Annotated in this window: 23 protein-coding genes; 11 read left to right on the forward strand and 12 right to left on the reverse strand. The window is 67.0% G+C overall.

Translation table 11 applies throughout. The annotated features are described in order from the left end of the window. Positions 1 to 42: 42 nt before the first annotated feature. Positions 43 to 810 carry a DUF6065 family protein gene (locus P0Y50_03690; protein ID WEK40724.1) on the reverse strand — a complete coding sequence of 256 codons (768 nt, stop codon included), beginning with the start codon at positions 808 to 810 and terminating at the stop codon, positions 43 to 45. A 37-nt stretch (positions 811 to 847) separates the two neighbouring features. Here P0Y50_03690 and P0Y50_03695 point away from each other — a divergent pair, with 37 nt between their 5' ends. The 9 genes from P0Y50_03695 to P0Y50_03735 all read left to right on the forward strand — a co-directional run bounded on the left by P0Y50_03695 (position 848) and on the right by P0Y50_03735 (position 10428). Then, positions 848 to 1372, forward strand: coding sequence for a prolyl-tRNA synthetase associated domain-containing protein (locus P0Y50_03695; GenBank protein WEK40725.1), 525 nt, complete (start codon positions 848 to 850; stop codon positions 1370 to 1372). Between the two features lie 457 nt (positions 1373 to 1829). Next, positions 1830 to 2105: a hypothetical protein gene (locus tag P0Y50_03700; protein ID WEK40726.1), complete on the forward strand. Its 276-nt coding sequence runs from the start codon at positions 1830 to 1832 to the stop codon at positions 2103 to 2105. A 254-nt stretch (positions 2106 to 2359) separates the two neighbouring features. After that, on the forward strand, positions 2360 to 3265 hold the full coding sequence (gene trxA, locus P0Y50_03705; protein ID WEK40727.1) for a thioredoxin: 906 nt from the start codon (positions 2360 to 2362) through the stop codon (positions 3263 to 3265). Positions 3266 to 3315: 50 nt separating this feature from the next. Then, a complete protein-coding gene (locus P0Y50_03710; GenBank protein ID WEK40728.1) occupies positions 3316 to 3975 on the forward strand; it encodes an LON peptidase substrate-binding domain-containing protein in 660 nt (219 codons plus the stop codon). A gap of 26 nt (positions 3976 to 4001) precedes the next feature. Beyond that, positions 4002 to 4196 (forward strand): Trm112 family protein, encoded by a 195-nt coding sequence (locus tag P0Y50_03715; protein WEK40729.1) that lies wholly within the window; start codon positions 4002 to 4004, stop codon positions 4194 to 4196. Between the two features lie 205 nt (positions 4197 to 4401). Continuing rightward, complete coding sequence (gshB, locus tag P0Y50_03720) at positions 4402 to 5355, forward strand: glutathione synthase (GenBank protein ID WEK40730.1); 954 nt, start codon at positions 4402 to 4404, stop codon at positions 5353 to 5355. Positions 5356 to 5416: 61 nt separating this feature from the next. Next, on the forward strand, positions 5417 to 7036 hold the full coding sequence (locus P0Y50_03725; protein ID WEK40731.1) for a YifB family Mg chelatase-like AAA ATPase: 1620 nt from the start codon (positions 5417 to 5419) through the stop codon (positions 7034 to 7036). 73 nt (positions 7037 to 7109) lie between these two features. Beyond that, positions 7110 to 8630: a response regulator gene (locus P0Y50_03730; protein ID WEK40732.1), complete on the forward strand. Its 1521-nt coding sequence runs from the start codon at positions 7110 to 7112 to the stop codon at positions 8628 to 8630. Positions 8631 to 8667: 37 nt separating this feature from the next. Further along, entirely contained in the window at positions 8668 to 10428 is a 1761-nt protein-coding gene (locus P0Y50_03735) for an MFS transporter (GenBank protein WEK40733.1), read from the forward strand. Positions 10429 to 10432: 4 nt separating this feature from the next. On the opposite strand, the gene P0Y50_03740 is transcribed toward P0Y50_03735, so the two are convergent. Both P0Y50_03740 and P0Y50_03745 read right to left on the reverse strand, forming a co-directional pair. Continuing rightward, a complete protein-coding gene (locus tag P0Y50_03740; GenBank protein ID WEK40734.1) occupies positions 10433 to 10825 on the reverse strand; it encodes a YidB family protein in 393 nt (130 codons plus the stop codon). Positions 10826 to 10936: 111 nt separating this feature from the next. After that, positions 10937 to 11074, reverse strand: a complete 138-nt coding sequence (locus P0Y50_03745; protein ID WEK40735.1) for an entericidin A/B family lipoprotein — start codon at positions 11072 to 11074, stop codon at positions 10937 to 10939. A gap of 271 nt (positions 11075 to 11345) precedes the next feature. Here P0Y50_03745 and trmD point away from each other — a divergent pair, with 271 nt between their 5' ends. Together trmD and rplS are read left to right on the forward strand one after the other, a co-directional pair. After that, a complete protein-coding gene (trmD, locus tag P0Y50_03750; protein ID WEK40736.1) occupies positions 11346 to 12050 on the forward strand; it encodes a tRNA (guanosine(37)-N1)-methyltransferase TrmD in 705 nt (234 codons plus the stop codon). A gap of 69 nt (positions 12051 to 12119) precedes the next feature. Further along, positions 12120 to 12545 (forward strand): 50S ribosomal protein L19, encoded by a 426-nt coding sequence (gene rplS / locus P0Y50_03755; GenBank protein WEK40737.1) that lies wholly within the window; start codon positions 12120 to 12122, stop codon positions 12543 to 12545. A gap of 75 nt (positions 12546 to 12620) precedes the next feature. Here the strand turns inward: rplS and P0Y50_03760 are convergent, their stop codons facing one another. From P0Y50_03760 to rimP, 9 genes are all read right to left on the reverse strand, one after another. Continuing rightward, on the reverse strand, positions 12621 to 13106 hold the full coding sequence (locus tag P0Y50_03760) for a PA2169 family four-helix-bundle protein (protein ID WEK40738.1): 486 nt from the start codon (positions 13104 to 13106) through the stop codon (positions 12621 to 12623). A 72-nt stretch (positions 13107 to 13178) separates the two neighbouring features. After that, on the reverse strand, positions 13179 to 13976 hold the full coding sequence (locus tag P0Y50_03765) for a tryptophan 2,3-dioxygenase (GenBank protein WEK40739.1): 798 nt from the start codon (positions 13974 to 13976) through the stop codon (positions 13179 to 13181). Positions 13977 to 14022: 46 nt separating this feature from the next. Then, the gene (locus P0Y50_03770) at positions 14023 to 14553 is read right to left on the reverse strand and encodes a CHAP domain-containing protein (GenBank protein WEK40740.1); all 531 of its coding nucleotides are present in this window, start codon (positions 14551 to 14553) and stop codon (positions 14023 to 14025) included. A gap of 35 nt (positions 14554 to 14588) precedes the next feature. Continuing rightward, positions 14589 to 15731: an acyltransferase gene (locus tag P0Y50_03775; protein WEK40741.1), complete on the reverse strand. Its 1143-nt coding sequence runs from the start codon at positions 15729 to 15731 to the stop codon at positions 14589 to 14591. Between the two features lie 66 nt (positions 15732 to 15797). Beyond that, positions 15798 to 16046 (reverse strand): carotenoid oxygenase family protein, encoded by a 249-nt coding sequence (locus P0Y50_03780; protein ID WEK40742.1) that lies wholly within the window; start codon positions 16044 to 16046, stop codon positions 15798 to 15800. Positions 16047 to 16281: 235 nt separating this feature from the next. Beyond that, a complete protein-coding gene (gene infB / locus P0Y50_03785) occupies positions 16282 to 19329 on the reverse strand; it encodes a translation initiation factor IF-2 (GenBank protein ID WEK40743.1) in 3048 nt (1015 codons plus the stop codon). A 108-nt stretch (positions 19330 to 19437) separates the two neighbouring features. Next, positions 19438 to 20097 carry an RNA-binding protein gene (locus P0Y50_03790; GenBank protein WEK40744.1) on the reverse strand — a complete coding sequence of 220 codons (660 nt, stop codon included), beginning with the start codon at positions 20095 to 20097 and terminating at the stop codon, positions 19438 to 19440. 18 nt (positions 20098 to 20115) lie between these two features. After that, positions 20116 to 21861 carry a transcription termination factor NusA gene (gene nusA / locus P0Y50_03795; protein ID WEK40745.1) on the reverse strand — a complete coding sequence of 582 codons (1746 nt, stop codon included), beginning with the start codon at positions 21859 to 21861 and terminating at the stop codon, positions 20116 to 20118. After that, positions 21861 to 22460 (reverse strand): ribosome maturation factor RimP, encoded by a 600-nt coding sequence (gene rimP / locus P0Y50_03800; protein WEK40746.1) that lies wholly within the window; start codon positions 22458 to 22460, stop codon positions 21861 to 21863. Before rimP ends, nusA begins: the two co-directional genes overlap by 1 nt. Positions 22461 to 22495: the final 35 nt, after the last annotated feature.

The following is a 22495-nucleotide window of genomic DNA, read 5'->3' on the forward strand; positions in this document are numbered from 1 at the left end:
GCGGCAGGCTCAAGCCCTCTCCCGATGGGAGAGGGCTTTTGTCTATCCCACGCGCGGCGATTTCAGCCGGCGCTTGTTGGAATGGGTCGCAGGCGCGGCGCCCAGGTTTTCCGGCACCTCGCCCTTGAAATAATACCGCTGCCACGCCTCCTTGGCCGCGTCGGGATCGCCGCCGGCCAGACGCTGGTTGAAGTCCGTGCGGGCGCGGTTCCAGGCCTCGAACTGGCCCTTCATCACCGGGTTGGATTCCAGGGTGCGGATGATCGGCTGGAACTGTTCGACCTTCTTGTGCTCGATCAGATTGATGAAGCAGAAGGGTTCGCCCTTCTCGAAGGTGATCCGGCCGGGCCGGGTGAAGATCCAGTTCATCGTGAAGGGGAAGGGCAGCCAGTCGGTCTCGATCAGGCCGACCAGCGGCTGGATGCCGTCCTTCACATGGTTGGGCGATCCCGAACACATCATCCCCCAGCCCGGCGGCGTGCGGAACAGATACTGGGGATGCATGGTCAGGACCCCGCGCGAGAAGTGCGAGGTGACGAAATGGTCCAGGTCGTGCTGGGGCCGATCCGGCGTGATGACGATGTCTTCCTGACGCGGACCGCCATTCCACTCGGCCGAAAAGCCGAAGGGGCACAGGATTTCCCACCCCGTGGTGTTGGCCATGTTCAGCGGCAGGCAGCGATAGGGGTGACGGCTGATGAAGGCGTCCATCCAGTTGCGCGACTGGCGGCCGGGGATCATATCCGGCGGCCGGGCCGTCATCGGATAGCATTCCAGTTCCAGCGGGCGCGTCTGCACGGTATCGACCATGGACCTGTCCTAACGCCCGAAATCCAATGGCTCAACCATGACGACCGAACCTGCCTTCGTCCCCGCCTACAACAGGGACCGCCTGACCGCCTGGCTGGCCGACAAGGGCGTGGCCCATACGACCCACGACCACCCGGCCGTCTTCCGCGTCGAGGAGGGGCTGGACCTCAAGGCCGACCTGCCCGGCGCCCACACCAAGAACCTGTTCCTCAAGGACCATAAAGGCCGGCTGTGGCTGATCTCGGCCCGCCAGGACACGGTGATCGACCTGAAGCGGGCGGCGGGCGCCATGGGCTCGGGCCGCCTGTCGTTCGCAAACGAGACCTTGCTGTGGGAAACGCTGGGCGTCCGCCCCGGCTCGGTCACGGCCCTGGGCCTGATCAACGATATCGACCGCCGCGTGACCTTCGTGCTGGACCGGCGCCTGTGGGACGCCGACATCGTCAACTTCCACCCCCTGACCAATACGGCGACGACGGCGCTGGATCAGACGGCGTTCCGGCGGGTGCTGATGCTGCTGGAGCTAGAGCCGGTGGTGGTGGATTTTGGGGCATTGGACTGATCGAAAGCGCTGTTGGCGCCGCCGCACCTGCACTTGCGATGTCAACCTTGAGCCGGGAAGCTCAAGACTTGGTTCGACCCGTTGCGGCCCTTTGACGGGCATGTGATTTCACTGCGATGAAAGCATCATCACGCGTCGGCGCGCTCGACATCGCCGAAGCAATTCACGAACGCATCGGCTCCTATGTCGACATGAACTTATGCAGTTCCTTGCTGTCGAAGCCGACCGCATCCACTGTTGGTATATGACTAGCGGTGGAGAGGGGCTCACCTTCCACATCGAGCTTACCCGGAATGAAAGTGGCTGGAGCTTGGCGCTGACAGAGCATCCGCCGGGAACCGAGCAAAACCTCGAAGTTCCTTAAGGTCCGTTTTCTCCATGTCCGCTACTGGGTGGTCAGCCAACTTCGCAAATCGACCCGTTGCGGACATTGATCTCGCATCGCAATGTCCAGTCCATGGCACTGGATGATCTCGAAGGCATCGTCGTCGCAAGCGGCACTTGGCTTTATGCTGGAGCCATCGCCAAACGCACCTTCGTGATCGCTCGAAACTACGATTTGAAATGGGCGACCTATCAAGCGGATGGGTTGCTTGAAGAAGGTGAACTTCCAGCAGCGCCGGGGCCAGATGGGTTCTACTATTACGTCTCAGGGACCGGGCCATTTCTCAACGTCGATGCCGCCAAGGATTGGACCGAGCAGGCATGGGGACCGGTTGTCTGGGACAAATAGATAGGTCTGCTTCCCCCCCTTGTCAGAAGCACCCAACGTCCGCTTGACGATCAGCGCCGCCGCCCCATCTCGTAACCGAAGGTCGATGCATCGGACGAGCGGTGGGGGGATTTCGCACTATTCAGACGATTCAGACGGTGTTTTTCGCGACCACCGTCTGAAATCCCGGCGCGACCATATCGCCGCTTGATGCCGGGGCATCCCGACGCCATCTGAACCGTTGAACCTGACCGATCTCTGCGCGGACCTCGCCCATGACCCTGCTCGACCCGACCCTGACCCCCGACGCCGCCGGCGACCTGATCAAGGAGGGCACAGACGCCTCCTTCATGACCGATGTGATCGAGGCGTCAAAGCATCAGCCGGTCATCGTCGACTTCTGGGCCACCTGGTGCGGGCCGTGCCGGACGCTGGGCCCGGCGCTGGAGAAGGCCGTGCGCGCCGCCAAGGGGGCGGTGAAGATGGTCAAGATCGATGTGGACGCCAACCCGGCCTATGCGGGGCAACTTCGGGTGCAGTCGATCCCCACGGTCTATGCCTTCGTCAACGGCCAGCCGGTGGACGGCTTCCAGGGCGCCATCCCCGACAGCCAGATCAAGGCCTTCATCGACAAGCTGACCGGCGGTCAGGGCGGGTCGACCGAAACCGCGCAACTGCTGGAGCTGGGCGAGGAATCGTTGGACCTGAACGATTTCGGCGGCGCGGCCCAGGCCTTCGCCCACGTCCTGTCGATCGAGCCGGAGAACGAAAAGGCCATCGCCGGTATGGCGCGGGTCTATCTGGCGGGCGGCGACCCCGAACAGGCGGCCCAGACCATCGCCATGGCCCCGCAGGATTCCAAGGAGCCGGCGGTGCAGAGCGTGCGCGCCCAGCTGGCCCTGGCGTCCAAGGCCCCCTCCGGCGCGACCGCCGAACTGGAGGCCAAGGTGGCGGCCCATCCCGACGACCATCAGGCGCGCTTCGATCTGGCCGAGGCGCAGAGCGCGGCCGGCGATTTCCAGGGCGCGGTCGATAATCTGCTGGCCATCGTCAAGGCCGACCGCGAGTGGAACGAGCAGGCGGCGCGCAAACAGCTGCTGGTCATCTTCGAGGCGGCGGGCCTGACCTCCGACGTGTCAAAAGACGGCAGGCGCCGCCTGTCGTCCATCCTGTTTTCGTAGTTGGAACAAGCGGGCCTCAAGTCGCGCGAAGCGCGTAGGCCTCAGGAGAAATGATGCCCCAGGGCTATGTTCGCGCGCTCGATCTGCCGCAGGTGATCCCGGTCTTTCCGCTGGGTGGAACCATCCTGCTGCCGCGCGGACAACTGCCGCTGAACATCTTCGAGCCGCGCTATCTGAACATGGTGGACGACGCGATGGCGGGGGATCGGATCATCGGCCTGGTCCAGCCCAACGGCGGCACGCCGGCCCTGCCCAGCCTGTCGGCGGTCGGGTGCGCCGGACGGATCACCAGCTTCGCCGAGACGTCCGACGGGCGGTATCTGATCACTTTGACCGGGGTGTCGCGGTTCCGCATCGCCGCCGAACTGCCGTCCAAGGCGCCCTATCGCCAGGTGCGCGCCGCGTTCGACGCCTATGAGGCCGATCTGACCTCGCCGCCCGAAGAACCGGATTTCGACCGCCACGCCTTCCTGGACGCCCTGCGCGCCTATATGGCCCACCGTCTGCTGGACATCGATTGGGAGACGGCCGAGACCGCGCCGATGGAGGCCCTGGTCAACAGTCTGTCGATGGCCCTGCCGTTCGAACCGGCCGAGAAACAGGCGCTGCTGGAGGCCGTGGCCCTGATGCCCCGGGCCGAGGCCCTGACCGCGCTGCTCCGCATCGACGCCGCAGACGGCGGTGACGACGCCCCGCCGTCCATGCAATAAAGCGGCCACGCTTTCAGGAAAACGCCATGAGTGACGCCTTCAATACGCCTGTCTCGGTCGATCCGCGCCTGCTCGAAGTGCTGGTCTGCCCGGTCACGCGGGGCAAGCTGACCTATGACCGCGACGCCAACGAACTGATCTCGGCGGGCGCCAAGCTGGCCTATCCGATCCGCGAGGGCGTGCCGATCATGCTGGCGGAAGAAGCGCGTCAGATCGACTAGATATCTCACTCCGCTCATCCCCGCGAAAGCGGGGACCCAGGGCTTTGGGCGAGCAGCGTATCCACTCCCCGTTCACTCTCGATCCAACGCACGGCCAAGCGACAGAACGGGGTCCACGCTTTCGCGGGGATGAGCGGGTGGAGTTGCAGTAGAGCTTCGCCGTCCCCATTCCATTCGTGCCCGTCAATGCAAGAAAGCCTCGCCGATGCTTAGAGTCGCCCTCCAGATGGACCCGATCGAGGCCGTCGACATCGCCTCGGACACCAGTTTCCTGATGGCAGAGACGGCCCAGGCGCGCGGGCATCAGCAATGGGTCTATGACTTCCGCACCCTGGCGCTGGAAGACGGCCGTCTGTACTGTCGCGCCCGCCCGATCACCGTGCGGCGCGAGGCCGGAAACCACGTCGATTTCGGCGACTGGACGACGCTGGACCTGGCCCAGGACATCGACGTCATCCTGATGCGTCAGGACCCGCCGTTCGACATGGCCTATGTCACCGCCACCTATCTGTTGGAGACGGTCCATCCCCGGACGCTGGTGGTCAATGACCCGGCCCAGGTGCGCTCGGCGCCCGAAAAACTGCTGGTCACGGCCTTCCCCGGCCTGCAGCCGCCGACGCTGATTTCGGCCGACCCCGTCGCCCTGACCGCCTTTCACAAGAAGCATGGCGAGGTGGTGCTGAAGCCGCTGCACGGCAACGGCGGCTCGGGCGTGGTCAAGCTGCGCGCCGACGACCCCAATCTGGACGCTCTGATCGAGATCCACGCCGCCGGCAGCCGCGATCCGCTGGTGATCCAGAAATTCATCCCCGCCGTGACCAAGGGTGACAAGCGCATCCTGCTGATCGACGGCGAGCCGGTCGGCGCCATCAACCGCGTGCCTGCAGCGGGGGCCGTGCGCTCCAACCTGCACGTCGGCGGCACGGCCATGCCGGTCGAACTGACGCCGCGCGACCTGGAAATCTGCAAGGCGATCGGCCCGACCCTGAAGGAACGCGGCCTGATCTTCGTCGGCATCGATGTGATCGGCGACTATCTGACCGAGATCAACGTCACCTCCCCCACCGGCGCCCAGCAGCTGAAAACCTTCACCGGCATCGACGCCACGGCCCTGATGTGGGACGTGATCGAGAAGAAGCACGCCGCACAGGTTGTGTGAACACCACTTGAATTAGATTTCAGTTCATGTTTCGTTCTCCGCACTTAATGGGGGAACGAGCATGGTCGCACGCGTCGTCACGGTTGCCTTCGACGGGGTGGAGGCCCGGCGCGTCGACGTCGAGGTCCAGCTGATCGGCGCCGACGGGCCGACCATCTTCAATATCGTGGGCCTGCCCGACAAGGCCGTGGCCGAAAGCAAGGAGCGGGTGCGCGGCGCCTTCGCCGGCATCGGCCTGGCCCTGCCCGCCAAGCGGATCATCGCCAATCTGGCGCCCGCCGACCTGCCCAAGGAGGGCAGCCATTTCGACCTGCCCATCGCCCTGGCCCTGATGGCGGCCATGGGGGTGATCGCGCCCGACGCCCTGGACGGCTGGGCGGCGATCGGCGAGCTGGGACTGGATGGCCAGATCGCGCGGGTCGGCGGCGCCCTGCCCGCCGCCGTAGCCGCCGACGCCATGGGTCTGGGCCTGATCTGTCCCGAGGCGACAGGGCCGGAAGCCGCCTGGGCCGGCGGGGCGCGCATCCTGGCGCCTCGATCCCTGATCGGCTTGGTCAACCATTTCAAGGGAACCCAGGTGTTGCGCGCGCCCGAGCCCGGCCCTCTGGCGGCCGGACGGGCCGTGCCGGACCTTCGCGAGGTCAAGGGCCAGGAAAGCGCCAAACGCGCGCTGGAGATTGCGGCGGCGGGCGGTCACAACCTGCTGTTCATGGGTCCGCCCGGATCAGGCAAGTCCATGATGGCCCAACGCCTGCCGGGCCTATTGCCCCCACTGACCTCGCAGGAACTGCTGGAGACCTCCATGATCTGGTCGGTCGCCGGTCTGATCGAGCGGGGCGCCCTGACCCGCGATCGGCCGTTCCGCAGTCCGCACCATTCCGCCTCCATGGCCGCCCTGACCGGCGGCGGCCTGCGGGCCAAGCCGGGCGAGGCGTCGCTGGCGCACAACGGCGTGCTGTTCCTCGACGAGCTGCCGGAATATTCGGCCCAGGCGCTGGATTCGCTGCGCCAGCCGCTGGAGACGGGCGAGATCGTCGTGGCGCGGGCCAACGCCCATATCCGCTATCCCGCACGGTTCCAGCTGGTGGCGGCCATGAACCCGTGCCGTTGCGGCCTGGGCGGCGCAGGGCGCGGGGCTTGCGGCAAGGCCCCGCGTTGCCAGCGCGACTATCAGAACCGCATCTCCGGCCCCATGTTCGACCGGATCGACCTGACGGTTGAGACCCCGCCGGTCACCGCCGCCGACATGGCCCTGCCGCCTCCCGCCGAAGGCACGGCCGAGGCGCGCGCCCGCGTCGCTGTCGCCCGCGCCATGCAGGAAGACCGGGCGCGCGCCGCCGGTCTGGATCCATCCCAGGGTCTGAACGCCCGCGCATCGGGCGATACGCTGGATCGCTTCGCCACGCCGGACGAGGCGGGTCGGATGCTGCTGATGCGGGCCGGCGAAGCGGGCGGCCTGACGGCGCGCGGCTGGACCCGCACCCTGCGGCTGGCGCGCACCATCGCCGATCTGGAAGGGGCTGGGGGCGTGCTGCGCCGCCACATCGCCGAAGCCCTGATCTATCGCCGCAACACCGTGGGCGCCGAAGCTGACTTTGGCCGTCGCGTCGCAGCCCGCGGCGATGCGACGTTCGGCCTGCGCGAACGCGGGATCGACCAGGCGGTCTTCACTCACGACTGATCGATCTTGGCGCCGACCACGGGACGGATCCTTAACCCCCGGGCGTTTATCGTCGTCGGCGATGGAGACGGCGATGGCGCGACGCGGGACGACCGACAAGACCGAGGAGGCGACGACCCCGAACGCGCCGGCGCAGCAGTTCCTGCGATTGATGAGCCATGAGATGCGCACGCCGCTGAACGGCGTGCTGGGCATGATCGGCCTGCTGGAGCGCACGACCCTGGACGGCGCCCAGCGCGCCTACGCCGAAAACGCCCGCCAGTCGGCCGAACACCTGCTGGGCCTGGTCAACGACCTTCTGGATTACGCCCGGCTTGAGGCCGGGGCGCTGGAGTTCGATCCGGCCCCCGTCGATCTGGAGGGATTGGTTCGGGGCGTCGCCGAACTGCTCAGCCCGCGCGCGCATGACAAGGGGCTGGAAATCGTCTGGTCCGTCGCCGCCGATGCGCCCGACATCCTGGCCGACGAGGGGCGGTTGCGCCAGGTGCTGTTCAACCTGGCGGGCAATGCGGTCAAGTTCACCGAGACGGGCGACGTCCGCATCACGGTCGAGCGGATCGGCGGCGACGAGGTCCGGCCACGCCTGGCCTTTCTGGTGGACGACACGGGCCCCGGCGTGCCGCCGACGGCGCGCGCCCGCATCTTCGAAGAATTCGGCCACGCCGACGCCTCCGACGCCGTGCGTCACGATGGCGCCGGCCTGGGGCTGGCGGTCGTGCGCAAACTGGCCTTGGCCATGGGCGGCGCGGTCGCCGTCGAGGATCGCCCGGACGCCGCGTCCGGCGGGTCTCGTTTCCGCTTCGAGGCCGCTTTCGAGGCCGTGGGCTCCGCCCGCGACCGTCCATTGCAGGGGCGCGCGGTCGCCGTCCGCTCGCCCAATTCTTCCGTTCGTTCGGCGGCTCAGGCCCAGATCGAGGCGTCCGGCGGCGCGGTTCGCGACGATGCGCCGGTGATCCTGTTCGACCACGCCCCGAAGAAACCGGGCGAAACCCTGCCGCTGCCCCAAGGCGCCCACGTCATCGTCATGCTGAAACCCGCAGAGCGCGACTTGATCGCCGCCTACCGGGCGGCCGGGGCCCACGCCTATCTGATCAAGCCGCTGCGCCGGACCTCTCTGATCGAACGCGTCCTGGCCGCGGCGGGCGATGCGCCTCAGGATCCAGGCCGGTCGAAGCCGGTCGACGACGACCGCGTCGTCCCGGCGCGATTCGCCGGGGTCCGCGTGCTGTTGGCCGAAGACAATCCGGTCGGCGCCCTGCTCGCCCGCACCCTGCTGCGCCGCGAAGGGTGCGTGGTCGAGACGGCCGCGACCGGAGACGAGGCCGTCGCCGCCGTCAATCGCACCCGCTATGACTTGGTGTTCATGGACATGCGGATGCCCGGGATGGACGGCCCCGCCGCCGCCCGCGCCATCCGCGCGACGGGCGACCGGACGCCCATCCTGGCCCTGACCGCCAACGCCTTCGCCGAGGACCGTCGCCTGTGTCTGGACGCCGGCATGGACGACCATATCGTCAAGCCGCTGGACGCCGAGGCCCTGCGCGCCGCCCTGGCCCGCTGGACGAAGCGCGACATCCGCGCCAAGGTCGGCTGAATCAGGCGCCGCGTTCCGGCCGCCGCCGGAGCCGCCCATGACAGATCAGACTAACCGCGCCGCGAACGGCAAGCCCGCCGGACGTTTCGGCGGCCTGGCCGTCTATGGCGAACGCCGCGTCTTCATCATGCTGCTGCTGGGCTTTTCGGCGGGTCTGCCCAACCTGTTGATATTCGACACGCTTTCGGCCTGGCTGCGCGAGAGCGGACAGACGCTGGAGGTGATCGGCTTCTTCGCCCTGGCCACCCTGTCCTATTCGCTGAAGTTCGTCTGGGCGCCGCTGATCGACCGAACGTCCGTGCCCGGACTGACGCGATTGCTGGGCCATCGGCGGGCCTGGATGCTGGTGACGCAGGCGGTGATCGTATTCGGCCTCTGGTCGATCTCGACGCTGAACCCCGCCAACGCCCTGATCGCGGTGGCCGGGTTCGCCGCCTTGGTCGGCTTCTTTGGGGCGACGCAGGACATCGTCATCGACGCCTGGCGGATCGAGGCAGCCGACAATAGCCGACATGGCGCGATGGCCGCCGCCTATCAGATGGGTTACCGCGTCGCCATGATCGTGGCGGGCGCCGTACCGCTGGTTCTGGCCGATCTCTATAACTGGAACCTGTCCTACGCCGTCATGGCCGCCCTGATGGGCTTCGGCATCGCCGGCGTCCTGTTCGCCCCGCGCGAGAAGGCCCATTCCATCCGCGCCATCCCGGTTGGCGACGTGCGGTCGCGGCCCGGGCTGGAGGTGATCGAATGGATCGTGCGCCTGGCGGTCATCGGCGTGGCGGCGACGGTGCTGGGGTCGGGCCTGACCGGCCAGTCGGCGCCGCTGAACGCCTTGTTCGGCCTGGTCGGTCTGGGCGCAGAGGGCAAGGCGGCCGTGGCGGCGGCGCTGTCGGCCAAGCCCCAGGGCGTCTATCTGCAGTTCGGCCTGGTGGTGTTGGGACTGGCGGTCCTGGTCGTCGCCTGCTGGCCGGTACCCGGAGTCAGGACGAGGCCAGGGGCCTATTTGGCCGGATCCTTCGGCGAGCCGCTGGTGGATTTCTATCGGCGGTTTTCCGGCGTCGCGACGCTGATCCTGGCCCTGATCTGCGTCTATCGCCTGTCCGATTTCGTCCTGAACATCATGCCGCCCTTCTATATCGACCTGGGCTTCTCAAAGACCGAGCTGGCCGAGGTGCGCAAAGTCTTCGGCGTGATCATGACGACCCTGGGCGTCTTCCTGGGCGGCTGGTCGGTCGCCAAGCTGGGGCTGATCCGCACCATGGTCATCGGCGCCTTCATGAGCCCGGTGTCCAATCTGATCTTCGCGTGGCTGGCCACACAGGGACACAGTCTGCCGGCGCTGACGGTCGCCATTGGCGTCGACAACATCTCTGGCGGCTATGCGGGAACCGCCCTGATCGCCTATATGTCCAGCCTGACGTCCATCGGCTTCACCGCGACGCAGTATGCGCTGTTCACCTCGCTCTACGCTCTTCCCGGCAAACTGATCGCCTCCCAGTCGGGACGGATCGTGGAAGCGTCGGCGCGTGCGGCCGAAGGCGACGGCCCCTTCGCAGCGCTCAGACGTCTGTTCGCCAATATGCCCGAAGGCGTGCTGGCCACGGGCGCCGCGACAAGCGGCGTCAGTCCGGCAGCACTCGGCGCCGGCTACATCGCCTTCTTCCTCTATTCCTTCGTCATCGGCCTGTTCGGAATCGTCCTGGCCTTCATTGTCGCCGGCAAACAGACGGCGCTGGAGGCGCGGCGCGAGACCGAGGCTGACCGAGCGGTCGCGACGACCGAGGGCCAGCCGTCCTGAAACCTCAGCGCTTCAGAAAGCCGCCGATCATGTCGCCGAGGCCGCCCGGCAGCTTGGCCAGAAGGTCGTCAGCGCCGTCGATCTGACCGCCGGGGGTCAGGCGGTCGATGGCTTCAGGCAGCAGACCCGCCAGGGTCTCGCCGGCCTGCTGGGGCGAGATGCCCATCTTGGCGGCGATGTCGGCGATGGGACCGTGGCCGATGACGGCGGTGATCTGTTCGGCGGTGACGCTGGCGTTCGCGCCCGTGCCGACCCAGGAGCCGACGACGTCGCCCAGGCCCGCCCGGCCGAACTTCTCCGCCAGGCCGCCGACGCCGCCTTGCCCCTTCAACAGGTCGCCCAGACCGCCCGCGGCGTCCTGACCCAGGCCGTTCACCACATTGTCGAGAAAGCCCATAATCCGGTCTCCTGATCTATGTCAGTCAGCCTAACACCGTCTTGCGACAGATACGAGAAAGGCCCGTCGGACAGCCGACGGGCCCCTCGTCAGGATCGAATGGATCGACCCTTAGTGTTTGGCGTCATTGGCGCCTTGGGTCACGGCCGAACCGGCGGCCGAGACGTCGCGACCGGCGCCGGCGATGGTGTTGCAGGCCGAGACGGCCAGGGCGGCGGCGACGATGGACAGGGTGATGATCTTGCGCATGATGGGGAGCCCCTTGGTTGATATGGTCAAGCTCCGTCCAAACGCCGATCCCGGCTTCGGGTTGCATCGTCTGGCCAGAGATATTTTGTGAGGCATCCGCGATGAGAAGGGGAGCGCCGCCACACCCGGATATCCCGGTCCAGTTGCGCCGCGCGCCGTCCAGCTCGAACGGGGCTTTCAGGCGCAGATAGCGGCCATCCGCCCCTGGCCCGACCCGTGGGGACCAGGTCGGAGTCGGATTTTTCCGACTTTATGTGTATGAGCCGCCGCCATGCCCTTCACCGCAACCGTCCTGACCATGTTTCCCGAAGCCTTTCCGGGTCCGCTGGGGGTGTCGCTGATCGGCACGGCCTGGCGCGAGAAGGGGCTGTGGAACCTGGAAACGGTTGACATTCGCGCCTTTTCCACAGATACGCGCGGCTTCCTGGACGACACCCCTGCGGGTGGCGGGCCGGGGGCTGTGCTTAAGGCGGACGTGGTGGCTCGGGCGGTCGATAGCCTGCCGGGACCAAGGCGGCCGCTTTTGTACATGAGCGCCAGGGGCAGGCCCCTGACCCAGGCGCGCGTCAAGGAATGGGCGAAGGCCGACGGGATCGTCGTGCTGTGCGGCCGTTTCGAAGGGGTGGACCAGCGGGTGCTCGACGCACGCGGGTTCGAGGAGGTCTCGGTCGGAGACGCGGTTCTCGCAGGCGGCGAGGCGGCGGCGATGGTCGCGATCGAGGCGTGCGTAAGACTGATCCCCGGCGTGCTCGGCTCAGGCGACAGCCTGTCGTCCGAAAGCTTCGAGGATGGGCTTCTGGAACACCCGCAGTACACGCGACCGCGGACGTTCGAGGGGCTGGAGATACCCGAGGTGCTGCTGTCGGGCGATCACAAGAAGATCGCCTTATGGCGCGAGGCGCAGCGGGAGACGACGACGCGGGAGCGGCGGCCGGACCTCTGGCAGGCGCATCTCGCTCACCACCGCAAGGCTTAACCTTGCGGATCTGCGGGGCCCGCCCCGCCAACTGACAGCTAAAGGGCGAAAAGCCCGAGGAGAAATGACATGAACATCGTTCAACAGCTGGACGCCGAAGAAAAAGCCCGCGTTCTGGGCGAGCGCAAGATTCCGGAATTCCAGCCGGGCGACACCCTGCGCGTCAACGTGAAGATCAAGGAAGGCGAGCGCGAGCGCGTTCAGGCCTTCGAAGGCGTCTGCATCGCCCGTGACGGCGGCGGCATCAGCGAGACCTTCACCGTCCGCAAGATCTCGTTCGGCGAAGGCGTCGAGCGTCGCTTCCCCATCCTGTCGCCGAACATCGAGTCGATCGAAGTGAAGCGCCGCGGCGTCGTGCGTCGCGCCAAGCTCTATTATCTGCGCGATCGTCGCGGCAAGTCGGCGCGTATCGCCGAGCGCCAGACGGTCCGCCCGGCCAAGGGCGCCGTGGTCCCGGAAACGGGTTCGGCCGACAAGGCTGGCGAAGAAGCCTAAAATCCGGCTTCCGACTGAAACGAGGAAGGCCCCGGCGGACGCCGGGGCCTTTTTCAATTTAGGCTTCCCAGCGGCCTATTGCGGGAACAGGGGATTGTCGGCGTCCCGCTGTCCTTCCAGACTGTGTTTCAACGCCTCCATCTGGTCGTGCTCGACCTTGACGGCGGCATAGGCGCGCCGAACCGTCTCGCGCGTGGTGGCGGAGATGCCCGTATCCTCCAGCGCCTTTTCATATTTGCCGGCGACGAAACCTTCGCCTGAGTTGATAGAGCCGACGACGGAATCGTCATTGCGAAGCAGGGCGTGTTTCACGTCCAGAAACGCGCGATGCGCCTTGGCCAGGATGGAGCCGTGCGGTTCGGGATCGCCGCCAAGGCCGCGCACGGCGGCGGACAGGTCTTCGACCACCTGCTGGCGTTCGCCGGCCCGGCGTTCGAAGAGGGTGCGGTAATGGGGGTCATGGGTCTGGTCGGCGGCCTCGCGATAGCCGTCGGCGCTATCCAGCGTCGTTTCGATCAGGCCGTTCAGGACCTTTATGTCGTGAGCATTGGGGTTGGTCATCTCGGTCTTCCTTCCGCTGTTGCGGTCGAACGGCGAAATGGACGGGCGCAGGGAAGGTTTCGCCCTGCGACATCAAAGTTTGGTGCGAAGCGACCATAGCTCGGGGAAACAGCGCTTTGTCAGGGTCGAGGCCAGATAGGCGGCGCCCTCGGTGCCGCCGGTGCCGCGACGCCGGCCAATGATCCGTTCCACCGTCACCACATGTTTATGCCGCCAGGTCAGCAGGGCGTCGTCCAGATCGACCAGCTTCTCGGCCAGCTGATACAGCGCCCAGTAGGTTTCGGTGTCGCGGTAAACCTCAAGCCAGGCCGCCTCGACCGCCTCGGACGGCTCATAGGGCTGGGTCACGTCGCGATCCAGCACCTCGGCGGGCACGGCAAGGCCCGCCTTGGCCATCTGCGCCAAGGCGTCGTCATAGAGGCTGGGCGCCGAGATGGCCGCCTCCAGCGCGGCCAGGGCCTGTGGCCGGTCGGTGTGGAACTTCAGGAAACTGGCGTCCTTCAGCCCCAGCATGGCCTCCAGCCGGCGGAATTGGTCGCTCTGAAAGCCCGAGGACGAACCGAGCGACCCGCGAAACCGCAGATAGTCAGTGGGCGTCATGGTCGACAGTATGTCCCAGCTCTGGGTCATCACCGCCTGGATACGCGACACCCGCGCCAGGCTTTTGTAAGCGGGCACCAGATCACCGGCCCGCACCATCGACTGGGCCAGGGCCACCTCGTGCAGGATCTGTTTGAGCCACAGTTCCTTGGTCTGGTGGATGATGACGAACAGCATCTCGTCGTGCTGATCCGACAGCGGATGCTGCGCCGAAAGCAGGTCGTCCAACGCCAGATAACCGGCGTAGGTGATGTCGCTGGATTGGGTCATGACCGCCTATCGCCCGCCGGGGCGGACGGCGCAAGCCAGGGGGTTTTTAGTGTTGGCCCTGGGCCGAAACGTTGGCGGCCATCTGACGACCGGCGTCGAAGGCGTCGCGGGCGCCTTTGTAGATGAAGCCGTAGGTCGGATAGACCGTGGTGCCCAGATCGTTGATCGGATTGTACCAGACCTTGACCTGAGACCAGTCGTTGGCCGGCGAGACGTCGACGACGGTGACGTTCTCCTCGACCTTGCCGCGGCTGCCGCCCCAGTTGGCGTGGGTCACGCGGACCACGCGATCGGTCAGGATGTCGGAGACGACCGCGACGTGGCCCCGGCTCATGCGGCCCTCGGGGCGGAAGACCAGAACCGATCCGGTCTCGGGGGCCTTGCCGGTGCGGAAGTTGGCGGTGGCCTGACGCCACCAGGTCCAGGCGTCGCCGAAGATATTGATACCCGAGAACATGCGCGCGAAGGTCACGCACTGCCAATACGGCTCATCGGCTTTAGCGGTGGATGGGGCGGCGCCCAGGGCGAAAAAACCGAGGGTCGCCGCAACCGCGGCGGCTTTGAGCCGTTTCGTCATGCTTAGGGTGTCCCGACCCGTTTCTCGGACCCCTTTTAGGCCACGGGATCACGCCCGGTAGCAAGTTGTTTCGGCATATCGCCGTGCGATCGACTGTGGATTGCGCTGTGGGCTTTGTTTTCGGCCAATCCGCGCAAAGCCTTTCGCGCCGGGCGTTCGACCAGATGATAGGACGCCGCCGCCACGACCGGCAACAAGGCGACAATCCCCAACCACACGAAAATTTGAAACTGCTTGTCGGGCGCATCGAACAGCTTGGACGCCAGTCCTACGGACAACAGCTTCCACGGCACGCAGACCATATAGACCGAATAGCTGATCTCACCCAGATAGACGGCGGGCTTGGACGCCAGCCATCCGGCGCGCGCGTTCGGCAAGGACGCCAGCGACAGGATCAAGGCGCCGGACAGCAGCACCGTCACCCCGTCCCACAAGCCGAGCGCGGCGCTGAGCACCATCAGGCCGAAGGACACGGCCGAACACAGCCACGGCGCCTTCAGCGGCGCGCGGCGATAGACCAGATAGAGGGCGCACCCCAGGGCGAAGCACGGCACGATCCGCAACGCGCCCCATTGGATGGTCGCCTCGGTCAGCGAGAAGCCCGCGATCTGCTCGAACCCGAAATAGAGAATGACCATGAAGGCGGCGGCGCCCAGGGCGGCCGCGACCGGCCGCGACCGCATCCGCCAGAAGACGAAGGCGAACAGCGGGAAGCACAGATAGGCGAACCATTCCGCCGAAATCGACCAGGACGGATGGTTCCAGCCCGCCACGGGCGCCAGACCCCAGGCGTGGACCATCAGCAGATTGGCGGGCAGGGCTGACCAGTTCCGCACATTCGGATCAACGCTCATCCCTGCGGCCATGGCCACGGTCGCCAGCAGTCCGACCCCGATCAGGGTGAACAGATGCAGCGGATAGACCCGCGCCACCCGCGCCCACAGGAAGCCGCGATAGGAGAACCGCTTCTCGCCCGCCGCCTGCAAATAGACATGGCTGAGGATGAAGCCGGACAGGACGAAGAACAGCTCCACCCCCAGATAGCCCTTGGCCACCAGGTCGGACGCGCCCGCGCCCGCCAGATTTTCCCAGAAGGTGTAGATGGCCACCCATATGGCGGCGCCGAACCGCAGGGCGGTGATCGGTCGAAGATCGGCGGGCGTCTGGACGGGGGTCATGGCGTCACCTTGGCACATCAGCCTTTTCGAACCGTGAAGGCCCGCAAAGGTTGTGCCGATCCGCCTTCATCCCGCCCACACGCCGTGGAATCCGGCCGGCAAGACCGCGTCCGCCCGCCATGTCGCCACGGGCCCGTCCTCGATGCGCGCCACGTCGAACACGTGCAGTTCGGTCCGGCCTTCGCGAAGATTGACCGACGGCCCCACCAGCCAGGCGTCTCGCTCGACGCTGGCGCCCGGCTTGGGCACGAACACCGCCTCCTCAACGACCTGGTGGACGCCGAACGCGAAGGCGTGAGAACGCCGCGTCGTCATGGGCGTGGCCGTCGACGGCCTCTGGCGGACGGCTGGCGATCCACAGGCCGACGCGGAAGCCGCCAGCCTCGACGGTCCGCGCGGCCGCGCCGAAGAAGTCGCCGGACGACAGATGTGGCATGGCCATGCAATACGCCCCCCGCGACGACGGTCGGCATCTTGCGCGGGTCGAGGCAAAAGAAAAGGCTCGGAACCTGGGTTCCGGGCCTGTCTCTCTCGGTGCTGCGGCCTGGACCTAGTCCAGGGTGCGCTTGATCTCTTCGACCGTGAAGCACTCGATGTAGTCGCCTTCCTTGATGTCCTGGAAGCCCTGGAACTGCATGCCGCACTCCTGGCCCGAGGGCACCTCGTTGACCTCGTCCTTGAAGCGCTTGAGCGTGTTGAGCACGCCCAGTTCCAGCACCACCACGTCGTCGCGGATGATACGGACGCGCGCGCCCTTGCGCACGACGCCTTCGGTGACGCGGCAACCCGCGATCTTGCCGATCTTGGAGATGTCGAACACCTGCAGGACGGCGGCGTTGCCCAGGAAGGTTTCCCGTTGCAACGGCGCCAGCATGCCGGACAGAACGCCCTTAATGTCGTCCAGCAGATCGTAGATGATCGAATAGTAGCGGATCTCCACGCCTTCGCGCTCGGCCAGGTCGCGGGCCTGTTTGGACGCGCGGACGTTGAAGCCGAGGATGGGCGCACCGGCCGACTTGGCCAGGTTGACGTCGCTCTCGGTGATGCCGCCGGCGCCGGAATAGACCGTGCGGGCGCGCACCTCGTCCGTGCCCATCTTGTCCAGCGAACCCACGATGGCTTCGGCCGAGCCCTGCACGTCCGCCTTGATGACGACCGGCAGTTCCGAGGCCTTCTTCGAACCCAGCTTGGCCATCATATCGACCAGCGAAACCGAGCCGCCCGACACCTGGGCCTTCTCGCGCTTCACCCGCTGACGGTATTCGGTCAGCTCGCGGGCGCGGGCTTCGGATTCCACCACGGCGAAGACGTCGCCGGGCGACGGGGCCTCGTCCAGACCCAGGATCTCGACAGGGACGGACGGACCGGCTTCGGTCAGTTGCTCGTTGCGTTCGTTCAGCAGGGCGCGAACCTTGCCCCACGAACCGCCGGCCACGACGATGTCGCCGCGCTTCAGCGTGCCGCGCTTGACCAGGACAGTGCCGACGGGACCGCGGCCCTTGTCCAGCTTGGCCTCGATGACCACGCCCTCGGCCGAACGATCGGCGTTGGCGCGCAGGTCCATGACCTCGGCCTGGACCAGAATGGCCTCCAACAGGCCGTCCAGGTTCATACGCTCCTTGGCCGACACCTCGATGATCTGGGTGTCGCCGCCCAGGCTTTCGGCGATGACCTCGTACTGCAGCAGCTCGTTGACGACCTTCTGCGACGTGGCGCCGGGCTTATCCATCTTGTTGACGGCCACGATCAGCGGGGCCTCGGCGGCCTTGGCGTGCTGGATGGCCTCGATGGTCTGAGGCATGACGCCGTCGTCGGCGGCGACGACCAGAACCACGATGTCGGTCACGGTGGCGCCGCGCGCCCGCATGGCCGAGAAGGCGGCGTGGCCCGGCGTGTCCAGGAAGGTGACCTTCTGGCCGTCTTCCAGACGCACCTGATAGGCGCCGATGTGCTGGGTGATGCCGCCAGCTTCGCCGCCCGCGACGTCGGTCGTGCGCAGAGCGTCCAGCAGGGAGGTCTTGCCGTGGTCGACGTGGCCCATGATGGCCACGACCGGAGCGCGGGTCTCGGTGGCGAACTCGTCGTCGGCCTCAGCGATGAAGCCGGTTTCGACGTCGGATTCCGAGACGCGCTTGACCGCCATGCCGAACTCCTCGGCCACCAGTTCGGCGGTGTCGGAATCGATCACGTCGTTGATTTTCATCATCATGCCCTGACGCATCAGGAATTTGATGATGTCGACGCCGCGCACGGCCATCCGGTTGGACAGTTCCTGCACGGTGATCACGTCGGGAATGACCACTTCGCGCGGACGGTTCGGCGCGTCGGTCGATCCGCCCTTGCGCTTTTCCTTCTCGCGTTCACGGGCGCGGCGGACCGAGGCCAGGGAACGCATGCGCTCGGCGGCGTCGCCGTCGCCGACCACCGACTGGATGGTCATGCGGCCTTCGCGGCGCTTGGGTTCGCCGCGCGTGCGGCTGACCGCCTTGCCGGCGTCGGAGAAACGCTTCTCGCGATCGTCGTCGCGGCCGACCGGGCGGCCGAAGCCGACGCCGGGCGCGCGGCTGGGACGCGCCACTTCCGGCGTGGCCGGCGGAGCGTTGGGCGCGGCGCGGCCGCCGGGGCCGGTGCGCGGGCCGCCGGGACGGGCGGCGCCGGGAGCCGGACGCGGGTTCAGGGCCGAATAGCGGACGGGCTCGGCCGGCTTGGCGCCCTGCGGACGCTGACCGCCGGGACGGGCGCCTTGCGGACGATCGGCCTGCGGACGTTCGGTCGATTGCGGACGATCCGTATACGACCGTTCACCACCGCCCATCGCCTGTTCACGGGCCGAGCGGCCGCCGAAAGCGGGACGTTCCGCCGCCGCGCGTTGCGGATTGCCCGGCTTGGGCACGCGCTGACCGAAGTTGACGACCGGGCGTGCAGGCGCGGCCGGACGGGCCGGAGCGGCAGGCGCGGGGGGGGCGGCGGCCGTCGGAGCAGGAGCGGCCGGAGCCGGAGCCGGCGTCGGAGCGACGGGGGCGGTCGGCTTGGCCGCGGGCTTGGCCGGCTGGGGCGCGGCGGCGGCCAGTTTGGCGGCCTCGGCGCGGGCGGCTTCGGCGGCGGCCTTGGCGGCGGCGGCCTCGTCGCGTGCAGCCTGGGCGGCGCGTTCGGTGGCGGCGGCTTGCTCACGCGCGGCGGCGTCTGCGGCGGCCTTGGCGGCGGCGGCGGCGTCAGCCTTGGCGGCGTTGGCCTGCGTCGCCAGGGCGATGGCGCGACGGCGTGCTTCCTGTTCCTCGGCCGACAGGGCGCCGCCGGCGGGTTGCGACGGACGCTGACCCTGCGGACGCGGAGCTTGGGCCGTCGACTGCGGACGTGCGACGTCAAAGCCTTGCGGCCGTTGCGGACCGCCGGCGCCGGGACGACGCTTGGTCTCGACCACCACCGTCTTGGAGCGGCCGTGACTGAAGCTCTGTTTCACCGTGCCCGTCGAAACCGAGCCCGCGGCGCGCGGCTTAAGGCTCAGCGGGGCGCGCGGCCCCGACTGGGAGGGCGTGCCTCCTGCATTGCCTTGTCCCGCGCCTTGGCCCTGGTTGGTCTTGTCGTTTTCGTCGCTCATCCGGTCGCTTTACTCGGGGCGGAAAATCCCGCCGTCGTCATCCAATACCCATGAACGACCGTGAGCCCGTCTCCGTCCTGGGAGACAGGCCCTCGGCCGCCAAAATCCTCAGCTCGCCCCTGGGGGGAGCGCTCCCGCCGATCCGTCCTCGCCACCGGAAACCTCCCAGTGAGAAGGGCGAAGCGGCCGAAATCCAGCCAGTCGTTCGACCTCGATGGTCCAGCGATCGGCCCGTCCGCCCGCAAGCAGGACGGCGTGTATCGCATTTTCCAGCCCAAGGGCCAAACTCAAATCGTCCGCCGTGAATGCGCCGCAGACCTTGGCGGTCTGGTGACGGGCCAGGGCCAGCAGTTTTCCGCGCCCGTCAGCCGCGCCGTCGGCGGCCTCGACCACCCAGGCGGCCTTGCCCGAACGCAGGCTGGCGGCGGATTTTTCGAAGCCGGATATAAGCACGCCTTCGCGCCGGGCAAGACCCAGCTGGTCCAGACAGCGCCGCGCCAGCAGCCGCTCGACCGTATCGGCCAGGTCGGCGGGGGCGTTCAGACGGGTCTTGGCGGCGCGGGTGAAGCCGTTCTTCCTGACCGCCGCTTCGACCGAGGCGCGGCTGGCCTCGACCCACAGGCCGCGCCCGGGCAGTTTCCTGCCCAGGTCGGGAACCACCTGGCCGTCAGGCCCGGCGACGAAACGGATCAGACGAGATTCATCCATGACCTCGTGAGAGACGAGGTCCCGGCGTTCCCTATCGATCGTCGCGTCGCGCAAGCTCATGTACGGCCAGGTCCTTCATCACGCGTCGCGCGACTGGTCGGCGTCGGACGACGCATCGTCCTCGGCGGCCGCGTCGGCTTCGGCTTCCGGCGCATCGCCGAACACCTGATCGGGGTCGTACTCGCCTTCGGCGTATTCGCCCTCTTCCTCGTACGCTTCCGGCTCGGGCTGCGGCAGTTCCGAAGCGTCGATCCAGCCAGCGGCGACGCGGGCCTGCAGGATCAGCAGTTCGGCGTCTTCCTGGGCCAGGTTGAAGCTTTCCAGAACTCCGGGGACCTTCACCCGCTCGCCGTTCTTGACTTCGTAGCCGCCACGGATTTCGTCGGTGGCCAGGTCGGCCAGATCCTCGACCGTCTTCACCCCGCCTTCGCCAAGAGCGACGGCCATGGCCAGGGTCACGCCCGGCACCTCCAGAACCGCGTCCTCGACGCCCAACTCGACGCGCTTGGCGTCCAGTTCGGCGGCCTTCTTGTCCAGGAAGTCGCGGGCGCGGGCTTGCAGCTCCTCGGCGGTTTCCTCGTCGAAGCCCTCGATCTCGGCGACTTCGTAGGCGTCGACATAGGCCAGGTCTTCGACGGTCGCGAAGCCTTCGGTGACCAGCAGCTGGGCGATGACCTCGTCCACGTCCAGAGCTTCCTGGAACAGGCTGGTGCGCTCGCTGAACTCGCGCTGACGACGCTCGCTATCCTGCGCCTCGGTGATGATGTCGATCTGCCAGCCGGTCAGTTGCGAGGCCAGGCGCACGTTCTGGCCGCGACGGCCGATGGCCAGCGAAAGCTGCTCGTCCGGCACGACCACTTCGACGCGGCCGGCTTCTTCGTCCATGACGACCTTGGACACTTCGGCGGGCGCCAGAGCGTTGACGATGAAGGTCGGCTCGTCCGGGTTCCACTGGATGATGTCGATCTTCTCGCCCTGCAGTTCGGCGACGACCGCCTGAACGCGCGAGCCGCGCATGCCGACGCAGGCGCCCACGGGGTCGATCGAGCTGTCGTTGGACAGGACGGCCATCTTGGCGCGCGAACCGCTGTCGCGGGCGGCGGCGCGGATTTCGATCACGCCGTCGTACACTTCCGGAACTTCCTGGGCGAACAGCTTGGCCATAAAGCCCGGATGGGCGCGCGACAGCATGACCTGCGGCCCCTTGGCCTCGGGCCGGACGTCATAGATGTAGGTGCGGATGCGGTCGCCGATGTTGAACACTTCGCGCGGGATGGACTGATCGCGGCGCATGACGCCTTCGCCCCGGCCCAGGTCGACGATGGTGTTGCCGTATTCGACGCGCTTGACCGTGCCGTTGACGATCTCGCCGACGCGATCCTTGAACTCTTCGTACTGGTTGGCGCGTTCGGCCTCGCGGACCTTCCCGGTCACGACCTGGCGGGCCATCTGGGTCTGGACGCGGCCGAACTCGAACGGCGGCAGGACCTCGACATATTCCTTGCCGACCTCGGCTTCCGGATCACGCTTGGAGGCGTCCTTCAGGCGCACCATGGCGCTGTCGTTGAACTCTTCCAGCTCGTCCTCTGGCATCCAGTCGTCCTCGACGATGGTGACGTGACGGGTCAGGGACAGTTCGCCGGTCTTGTGGTCGATCTTGGCGCGGATGTCGTGATGCGCGCCGTAACGCGACTTGGCGCCCTTCTGGATCGCTTCCTCGATCGCCTCGATGACGATCTCGCGTTCGATATTCTTTTCCTGGGCGACCGCATTGGCGATCTGCAGCAGTTCGAGGCGGTTGGCGGAAATACCGGTGACGGCCATCAGGCGTTGTCCTCAGAAGGGGTCGTGGTGTCGGTTGTTGCTTGGTCAGGCGCGCCCTCGGGCAGGCCGTCGTCTTCAGGTTCGCCACGCGCGGCGCGGATGGCGGCGCCCCGTTTCATCAGGGCGTCGGTCAGAACCAGTTTGGCGTCGCTGAGCCAGTCGAACGGGATCAGGGCGGTGTCTTCCTCGCCGTCCAGGTCGATCAGGACGTTGCCATCCTCAAAACCGGCCAGCACGCCCTTGAACCGCTTGCGGCCCTCGATCATGCGGTCCGTCTCAAGCCGCGCCTCCTCGCCCTCGAACAGGTCGAAGTCGACGGGGCGGGTCAGGGGCCGGTCGATGCCGGGCGACGAAACCTCAAGCATATATTCGCCAGGGATCGGATCGGCGGCGTCGAACACCTCCGACACCGCGCGGCTCAGCTTGGCGCATTGTTCGACCGAAATATCATGGTCGGACGGGCGTTCGGCCATGATCTGCAGGCGCTGGCGCTTGGAGCCGGTCATCAGACGCACGCGCACGACATCCAGGCCGAGCGACTCCGCAATGGGGTCGATCAGCTCAAGCAGTTGGCGATCCTGGGCGGTCTTTGCGCGCAAGCGACGAATATCCAAAACAAAAGCGGCGGTCCGTC

The sequence above is a fragment of the Candidatus Brevundimonas colombiensis genome, assembly GCA_029202665.1.
Lineage (GTDB): Bacteria > Pseudomonadota > Alphaproteobacteria > Caulobacterales > Caulobacteraceae > Brevundimonas > Brevundimonas colombiensis.